Origin of the sequence: Leisingera sp., assembly GCF_034669605.1 — a bacterium.
In the GTDB taxonomy this organism is placed as follows: Bacteria; Pseudomonadota; Alphaproteobacteria; order Rhodobacterales; family Rhodobacteraceae; genus Leisingera.
Genome location: NZ_JAXMOX010000201.1, coordinates 1 through 8,149, shown reverse-complemented (window position 1 = coordinate 8,149; position 8,149 = coordinate 1). Strand labels below are relative to the sequence as shown.

Sequence of the window (8,149 nt, the reverse complement as noted above, 5' to 3'; positions counted from 1 at the left end):
AAGAGGTCGTTCTGGGACTCAGCCAGGACCGGGTTGCAATCACCGCCACTTTCGACGGTTCCGAGATCCTGGTTTTCGGGGCGGTAAAGCGGGAAAGCCCGATCCCGTCTGGCGAGCCGCTGGAAGGGATTGTCACCGTTTCCGGCCCGGCCCCGGCCGTTATGGTCCGCCGCAAGGAAAAGAAACTCGGCATCTGGGTCAATGTGGACAGCGTGCTGGTCGACTCGGCACCTGCCTTTTACGCAGTGGCCACCAGCGCACCGTTTGCCCAGGTGCTGACCGATACCGAGGACCTGCGCTTCCGGGTCTCGATTGCCCGCGCGATCCGCTCTGTCGGCGCGGCAATGCATATCCGCGGCGCCCAGGCATTTGCCGACGCGGTGGTGCGCATCCGGGAAGGCAACGGACTGTATTCGCTGCGTGAAAACACCGTGGCGGTGGATGAACAGACCCTGTTCCGCACGGCCATCGACATGCCCGCCGATCTGACCGAAGGCGAATACCAGACCCGCATCTTCCTGACCCGCGGCGGCGAGGTTGTCTCCAACTACGAGACCACGATCCACGTGCGCAAAGTGGGTCTGGAACGGTTTCTGTATTCCATGTCCCGCGAGCAGCCGTTTTTGTATGGCCTGATGGCGCTGGTGATTGCAATTGCCTCCGGCTGGGGCGCCTCTGCCGCCTTCAGCCTGCTTAGGAACCGGTAAAGAGGGGCGCTGCCCCTTTTGGCCTCGCGGCCAATTCACCCCGGAGTATTCGGGAAAGATGAAAGCCCCTGTTTCTGCTTTGTGAAAATACTCCCGCCGGAGGCGCGCTGCGCGTCAGAGCAGCGCCAGGCCCAACGGGAGCGGCGCATCTTTGAGGCGCCGGCGACGGGCGGGAGAGATCAGCCGCGGCCGATATAGGGCATCTTGGTGGCCATCACTGTCATGAACTGCACATTCGCTTCCAGCGGCAAACCGGCCATGTGCAGCACTGAGCTGGCAGCGTCTTCCACCGCAAATGTATGCATCGGCTCGGCACCGGGGCTGGCGTCGGCGTGGCGCTGGCTCAGGTCTTCGATCATCGGCGTGCGGGTGTTGCCGATGTCGATCTGGCCGCAGGCGATATCAAAGGGCCGTCCGTCCAGTGACAGGCTTTTGGTGAGACCGGTGATGGCCGCCTTGGTCGCCGCGTAAGGCGCCGACAGCGGACGCGGCACATGCGCGGCGATGGAGCCGTTGTTGATGATCCGCCCGCCCTGGGGCGTCTGCTGACGCATCTGCCGGAAGGCGGCGCGGGCGGACAGATACATGCCTGTGAGGTTCACGTTGACGGATGCAAACCAGTCCTCCAGCGGGATTTCATCAATGGTGCCGGGCGGTGTAAAGATGCCTGCGTTGTTGAACAGCACGTCCAGCCGCCCCGCGGCCATGGCAAAACTGTTCACTGCGTGATCCACCGCTGCCGGATCGGTCACATCCGCGGGCAGCACATGCGCGTTGGCGTGGCCCTGCGCCGTCTCGGCCAGCCTGTCCGCACGGCGGGCCAGCAGCCCGACCTGCCAGCCTTCGGCCAGGAATACCTTTGCCGCAGCGCGGCCGATGCCGGAGCTGGCGCCGGTGATCAGAATGGATTTGCTCATGCCGGGGTCTCCTCTTGCGCTTCCAGTGTCAATGCCGCGGCAGGCACGGCCTTCAGGTCATCGACCTGCAGCGGGCCTGAGGGCTTGGCCAGGCGGTTGCGCACCACCCAGATCAGCCGCTCCTGCGCCCGGGTGATCGCCACATAGGCCAGGCGCTTCCACAGCGGCTGGCCTGCTTCGACCCGGCCCATGCGGGCGGCGGCGTAAATATCAGGGGCGAACACCTGGGTGGTGTCCCATTGCGAGCCTTGCGCCTTGTGTATGGTCACCGCCGCACCGTGCAGGAAGGTGGCACCCATGCGGGCGGCGTAGGGGATGAAGGGCTCCTCCTCATCCGGTTTCTCGATCTTGACGATGGAGGCGGCAGAGACCTGCGGGTCTTCCGCCCCCATCACATGCAAACGGGAGAATCCGGGTTTGCGGCCGGAGCCGAGAAAGATCACCTGGGCGCCCTTGATCAGCCCGCGGGCCTCGAGATCCAGGCGTTTCTTGCGGTGTTTCATCGGCAGTTCGATACCGTCGCAGATCAGCGGCTCGCCGGCGATCAGCTCATCCTCCGGCGCGCCATGCACGGCGCGGAAGGCGTTGATCAGCCGGATCCGTGTATTGTTGCGCCAGACAAGCACCGGCGAACGTGCCATCAGATCGACCTCCACCCGCTGGCCCCAGACTACGCGGTCGTCGCGCCGTGCGGTGTCTTCGACCATCCGCTCGAAATCCTCGAACCCCAGCTGCGGATCGGCCAGAGCATGGGCGAGATCCAGGATCGGGTTGCCGGCCTCCTGCCGGTGAATGCGGTTCAGGATCAGGTGCTGCGGCTCCGGCAGGGTGTCGAACACCATAGACCCCGACTGGTTGACCGGGGCCAGCTGCGCCGGGTCGCCAAACAGCACCAGATTTGGAAAGATCTCTTTCAGGTCTTCGAACTGGCGGTCGTCCAGCATCGAGGCTTCATCGACAAAACCGATATCCAGCGGCTCCTCCCGCCGTTTCCAGCCGGTGATGAAGTCAGAGCCGCGCAGGCCTGCCGCGGCCAGGGCGCCGGGGATCGACTTGTTTTTCTCGTAGAACGCAGCCGCGCGGGCCAGGGCGTCTTCGGTCAGCCCTTCGATTGCGGGTTTGTCGCCCTGCCCTGCCAGCCATTCGGCGATGCGTTCGTATTCCGGGTCATAGACCGGCGTGTAAAGAATGCGGTGGATGGTGGTTGCAGGCACGCCGCGCAGGCGCAGGACGCTGGCCGCCTTGTTGGTCGGCGCCAGGATCGCCAGGGTGCGGCGGTCGTCGCCTTTCTTGCGGCTTTCATAATCGCCCGAGACGACCTCAACCCCGGCCTGCTCCAGCGCCTTGTAAAGCTCGGCCAGCAGCAGCGTCTTGCCTGATCCGGCCTTGCCGATCACGGCCATCACCCCGGCGTCGCCGCGGGGCGGCTGCAACAGCCCGTCATCAAGATCCACCCCCGCCTTGCGCAGGAGTTCGGTCACGCTGTCAAAAGCGGTGGCCTGGTCGTCGGAAAACTGTACGGGCAGAGCTGTCATTGCGCGACCCTACAGCCGCGGGACCGGGTCCGCCAGAGGATCCGGCCCCGGATTCCGCTTCAATCAGCCCGTGAGTGCCATGGGGGCTGCCGCCCCCGCGCCCCCGAAGGAAAGGTCAAACCAGATCTGCGACAATTCGGGGGCGATTCCGGCCTTGGAGGCAACGGCCTGATAAACCCCGGGCGTGTATTCCCACAGGCCAAGGCAGACCCGTTCACGGCCTTCGCCCCGGGTGCCGATGATCTCCGGGCTGAAGCCGAGGCTGCGGTAGATCCGCACCATGCGCCGGTCGAAGACACCGGCGAAATGGGCGATGGAAAAATTGCGCATGATCTCGACCCCGCCCAGGGTCAGCGCCCCCGCCGCATTGCCGCCCGCGTTGCGTGACAGGCAGAAACGGGTGCATTCCCAGATCAGCGGGCTGCAGATCGGCACCCCGCCGGCCAGGTCAAGAAAGACGTCATTGACCATCACCGGACCAGTTGTCGGAAGAAACCGCATGGAGCCGCCATGGCTGCCATCCGGCATTTCCCAGATCACATAAAGCGGATCCAGCTGATCATACTGGTCGCGCTCCTCCCCCTTGCAGTCCACGTGCACCTCCCAGCCCAGCCGGGCCCGGAATTGATCCGCCCGGTCGCGGAACATCGAGTGCGCGAGGCCGGCGTGGTTGTGAAGATCATGGCCGTAGATATAACGAAGCATTGAATAGTCCCCTTTTGGTTAAAAGTGGGGACAGGTTACGCTTGAGTTATTCAATTTTAGAGTGTGCTTACCGCAGCGATCACACTCTAACGTTAAACTACGATAAATCCGAGTGTCATGGCCCGGGTTATGGCGTGCGTCGTATTGATCGCCCCAAGCTTGAACCGGGCGCTTTCAATATAGACACGCAGAGTATGCTCGGAGATTGCCAGGGTCTTGGCCACCTGCGCACGGCTGTAGCCGATGGCCAGCAATGTCAGCGCATCCACTTCACGCGGCGACAGCGGCTGAGCCTGCTCAGGGCTGCGGCTGGGTTCAAACTCTAGCGCCTTGCGGTTGAAATAATGCGCCATCAGGATCATATCGCGGCTGTAGCGCTGCGTCAGTTTCTCCCAGGCCTCGTCGTCGCAATTGTGGCTGACGGTAAACACCGCAAATTGCCCGTTCGGCCCGCGGATCGGAATGGAATAGCCTTGGTTGCCGACCCCATGCTCCAGCGCGTCTTTCAGGAACTCGCGCGCCGGTTTCGGCGACCAGTCCAGCCGCTTCCAGTCAACCGGGTGGAAACGCTGATAACAGCCGGCCACCACCGGATCGACCCGCACATAGGCCATTTCCTGGTAGCGTTCGATCCAGGCCGGCGGATAGGTGCCGAAATAGTAGTGGTCGCCGGCGCTGTCGACCCAGTGATACATGGCATGATCGACCCCGAACACATCGCACACCTGATCAATGATCGATTGCAGCCCATCAAGGGTTTCGGTGGCGTCGAGCGCCTCCAGAATCCGGTCCAGTCCTGCCTTTTGTGCCATTGCCGCATACCAATTCAGAGCCTGCCCGATCCGGCGTTTCGCAACCAGCAAGGTTGTATCAGGCTTCGTTTAAAACAAATACCGCTCTTTTGCAGCGCGGGACGCTGCGCGGTCAATGGCAACCTCCGGGAGACAGCCAATTTCCTGCGGCCCGGCACCCGATTGCGCAGATGTTGCGCCGGAAGCGGAGCAGCAACAGCCTGATTGCGCGGCCTCCGAACCGCCCCCCCCGGAAACAGAAAAGTTCAGCGGGCAACCTGCTGAAATAAAGTAACAAAAAACCGCGAATCACCTATGTGATTCGCGGCGCGCCTTAAGTCCGGTTTAGATCAGACAGAGGATCAGCTTTTGGCCTCGAGCACATCCTGAAGGGTGCGCAGGCCGGTCTTCGGCGCCTGCACCAGCACCGACATATTGCCGGGAAGGTGCTCGTTGCGCAGCATTTTCATATGCGCCTCAGGCAGGTCGTTCCAGGTAAAGACCTCGGACATGCAGGGGTCCAGGCGGCGCTCGACCATCAGCTTGTTCGCCGCGGCGGCCTGTTTCAGATGCGCAAAGTGCGAGCCCTGCAGACGCTTCTGGTGCATCCACATATAGCGCACGTCGAAGGTCAGGTTATAGCCGGTGGTGCCGGCGCAGATCACAACCATGCCGCCTTTTTTCACCACGAAGGTGGAGACCGGAAAGGTGCTTTCGCCGGGGTGTTCGAACACCATGTCGACATTCACGCCTTTGCCGGTGATGTCCCAGATCGCCTTGCCGAACTTGCGGGCTTCCTTGAACCAATTGGCATATTCGGGCGTGTTCACCGTGGGCAGCTGGCCCCAGCAGTTGAAGTCCTTGCGGTTCAGAACGCCCTTGGCGCCCAGTCCCATGACAAAGTCGCGTTTGCTTTCATCCGAGATCACGCCGATGGCGTTGGCGCCGGCGGTGTTGATCAGCTGGATCGCATAAGACCCCAGGCCGCCCGAAGCGCCCCAGACCAGCACGTTCTGGCCCGGCTTCAGGTCATGCGGCTCGTGGCCGAACAGCATCCGGTAGGCGGTGGCCAGCGTCAGCGTGTAGCAGGCGCTTTCTTCCCAGGTCAGATGCTTGGGACGCGGCATCAGCTGCTGGGCCTGCACATTGGTGAACTGGGCAAACGACCCATCCGGGGTTTCGTAGCCCCAGATCCGCTGGCTGGGCGAATACATCGGGTCGCCGCCGTTGCATTCCTCGTCGTCGCCGTCGTCCTGGTTGCAGTGGATCACCACCTCGTCGCCGACTTTCCAGCGGGTGACCTTGGAGCCTACCGCCCAGACGATGCCGGCAGCATCGGAACCGGCAATGTGATAGGGGGCCTTGTGGCCGTCAAAGGGCGAGATCGGCGTGCCAAGGGAGGCCCAGACGCCATTGTAGTTGACGCCCGCGGCCATCACCAGAACCAGCACCTCATTGCTGTCCAGCTCCGGCACGTCGACCACTTCCTGCTCCATCGCAGTGTTCGGCTCGCCGTGGCGCTCTTTGCGGATCGCCCATGCGTACATCTTTTTGGGCACATAGCCCATCGGGGGCATTTCGCCCATCTCATAAAGATCTTTCTCGGGCGCCTCGTACGACATGACGTCAGTCTGGGTATCCAATGCCATGATGGCCTCCTTTGCATCCTATCAATTGCCGCGGTGCAGAATCGCAGCGGTTACATGAGGGATAGGATCGGTAGGGTAATAATGCAACCCCTTTTGCCAGGTATGGGTAATTTTATAACCCTGCAGATGCAGCATTGCCCTTGGCATCTGCAGAAAAACCATCCCCGCCATCCGGATGCGCACCATTCCTTGGCAACAGGTGGCGGATGGAATTGGCATAGAAGGCCAGCAGGTCGCGCCGCGCCGCAACCGGGCTGAACCGGCCGTTGTCCTCGGTGATGAGCCCGCGCCGCGCCAGTTGCCGCAGCCCTGCGTCCGCGGCATAACCCAGGTTTTCCCGCGGCATGTGGGCATGGGCCATCGGCATCGCCGCAATCAGTTCCGCCAGCCGATGCTCAACAGCGGCGCGGCTGAGGGCGCCGTGCTGCTGCAGGATTGCGGCGATCAGCGGCACCGGCAGCACCGGAACAATGGCGCTGATCCGCGCCATCAATTCCCGTCCCAGCGGCCTTGTCATATCGCCGTCCCGCCCGGCTTTGAACGCGGCCAGGCTGAGAGGGCGGCCAAAGTTCACCCCGGCATAGCCCGAACGGTAGTAACGCCCGGTCATCCACAGCCACAGCAGCCGTAACAGCCGCAGCGCGACCAGGCCGATGCGGGCGCGGAATCTCCGGTCTCCATCCTTGGCGGCAGATGTCAGGATCCTGTCTTCCAGCACCCGGTCGTAATTCAGCGCCACTGGCACAAAGACCACATCACGCCCGTCCGGGTCATAGCCTTCGACGATGTATTTCAGCAGGCCCAGCCTGGGGGCAGCGATCGCACCATCCAGGCTGAGGCCCCCTTCGGGGAACATCGCCTGGGTGGAACCGCCCCGCGTGGCCAGCCGCACGTAGGCCGCCAGCACTTTGCGGTAAAGATCATTGCGCGAACGGCGGCGGATGAAATAGGCCCCCATCGCCCGAATCAGGCGGCTGAGCGGCCAGACCCGCGCCCATTCCCCCACCGCATAAGACAGCGCCGAACGTTCCGCCGCCAGATAGGTGACCAGCACATAGTCCATATTGGAGCGGTGATTCATCACAAAGACCACCGTCGCATCCGGGTCGATGGCCCGCAGCGCCGCCTCGTCCTGGTGGCCCAGCCGCACCCTGTAGACCGCGTTGGACAGCAGCCGCGCCGCGCGGATGGCGAGGCCGAAATAGGCAAAGGCGGAAAATCCGGGCACAATTTCGCGGGCATAACGGCGCACCTGCTCGAATGCCACGTTTTCCGGGATGCCTTCTGCCGCCGCATGATCCACCGCCGCCTGGGCCACCTGCGGATCATGGATCAATCGTTGAATCAAGTCATAGCGGCGGGTCAGCTTGAACGGCTCAATCGGGCGCTCCAGCCGCTGGTTCAGCCGCGTCACAGCGCGTTCCAGCCGCCGCCGGAAGAACCAGCGCACCGAGGGGAACAGAAAATGCGAGGCAAGGGTCACCGCGGCAAAGCCCACGATCAGCACAAAGAGCCAAAGCGGAAGTTCCACGGTCTGCGTCATAAAGGGACAGTTGCCCAGGCCCGCGCCGTTTACAAGCGCCTTGCCGGCAGGGCGCCGCGCCCCGGCAGCGGAATTGCCGCAACGCAGCGAATTGACATGGGTTGAAAATTGCAGTTTACATCTGCATGACGAAATAAAATTACCAGCACACTGACTCGCGAGGCCCGACATGCCGCAGATGCAAAAAGACCGCCCCTGGCTGATCCGCACCTATGCCGGCCATTCCACGGCATCGGCGTCCAACGCGCTGTACCGCGCCAATCTGGCCAAAGGGCAGACCGGCCTGTCGGTCGCCTTCGACC

At 62.8% G+C, this 8,149-nt stretch carries 8 protein-coding genes; 2 read left to right on the top strand and 6 right to left on the bottom strand.

The genetic code is table 11. The annotated features are described in order from the left end of the window. On the top strand, positions 1 to 707 hold a 707-nt coding region (locus VOI29_RS20045), incomplete at its 5' end, for a TIGR02186 family protein (protein ID WP_323782847.1). Positions 708 to 886: 179 nt separating this feature from the next. Here the strand turns inward: VOI29_RS20045 and VOI29_RS20040 are convergent. From VOI29_RS20040 to VOI29_RS20015, 6 genes are all read right to left on the bottom strand, one after another. Then, positions 887 to 1,624, bottom strand: coding sequence for an SDR family oxidoreductase (locus VOI29_RS20040; protein ID WP_323782844.1), 738 nt, complete (start codon positions 1,622 to 1,624; stop codon positions 887 to 889). Further along, entirely contained in the window at positions 1,621 to 3,159 is a 1,539-nt protein-coding gene (locus VOI29_RS20035) for an ATP-dependent DNA helicase (RefSeq protein ID WP_323782841.1), read from the bottom strand. Before VOI29_RS20035 ends, VOI29_RS20040 begins: the two co-directional genes overlap by 4 nt. A gap of 63 nt (positions 3,160 to 3,222) precedes the next feature. After that, on the bottom strand, positions 3,223 to 3,864 hold the full coding sequence (locus VOI29_RS20030; RefSeq protein WP_323782838.1) for an acyl-homoserine-lactone synthase: 642 nt from the start codon (positions 3,862 to 3,864) through the stop codon (positions 3,223 to 3,225). A 92-nt stretch (positions 3,865 to 3,956) separates the two neighbouring features. Then, complete coding sequence (locus VOI29_RS20025) at positions 3,957 to 4,676, bottom strand: LuxR family transcriptional regulator (RefSeq protein WP_323782836.1); 720 nt, start codon at positions 4,674 to 4,676, stop codon at positions 3,957 to 3,959. Between the two features lie 341 nt (positions 4,677 to 5,017). Continuing rightward, positions 5,018 to 6,304: a crotonyl-CoA carboxylase/reductase gene (ccrA, locus tag VOI29_RS20020; protein WP_323782834.1), complete on the bottom strand. Its 1,287-nt coding sequence runs from the start codon at positions 6,302 to 6,304 to the stop codon at positions 5,018 to 5,020. A 112-nt stretch (positions 6,305 to 6,416) separates the two neighbouring features. Next, on the bottom strand, positions 6,417 to 7,847 hold the full coding sequence (locus VOI29_RS20015; RefSeq protein WP_323782831.1) for a 1-acyl-sn-glycerol-3-phosphate acyltransferase: 1,431 nt from the start codon (positions 7,845 to 7,847) through the stop codon (positions 6,417 to 6,419). 169 nt (positions 7,848 to 8,016) lie between these two features. On the opposite strand from VOI29_RS20015, the gene VOI29_RS20010 reads away from it, so the two are divergent. Next, positions 8,017 to 8,149: methylmalonyl-CoA mutase family protein (locus VOI29_RS20010; protein ID WP_323782850.1), on the top strand; the 133-nt coding region annotated here is incomplete at its 3' end.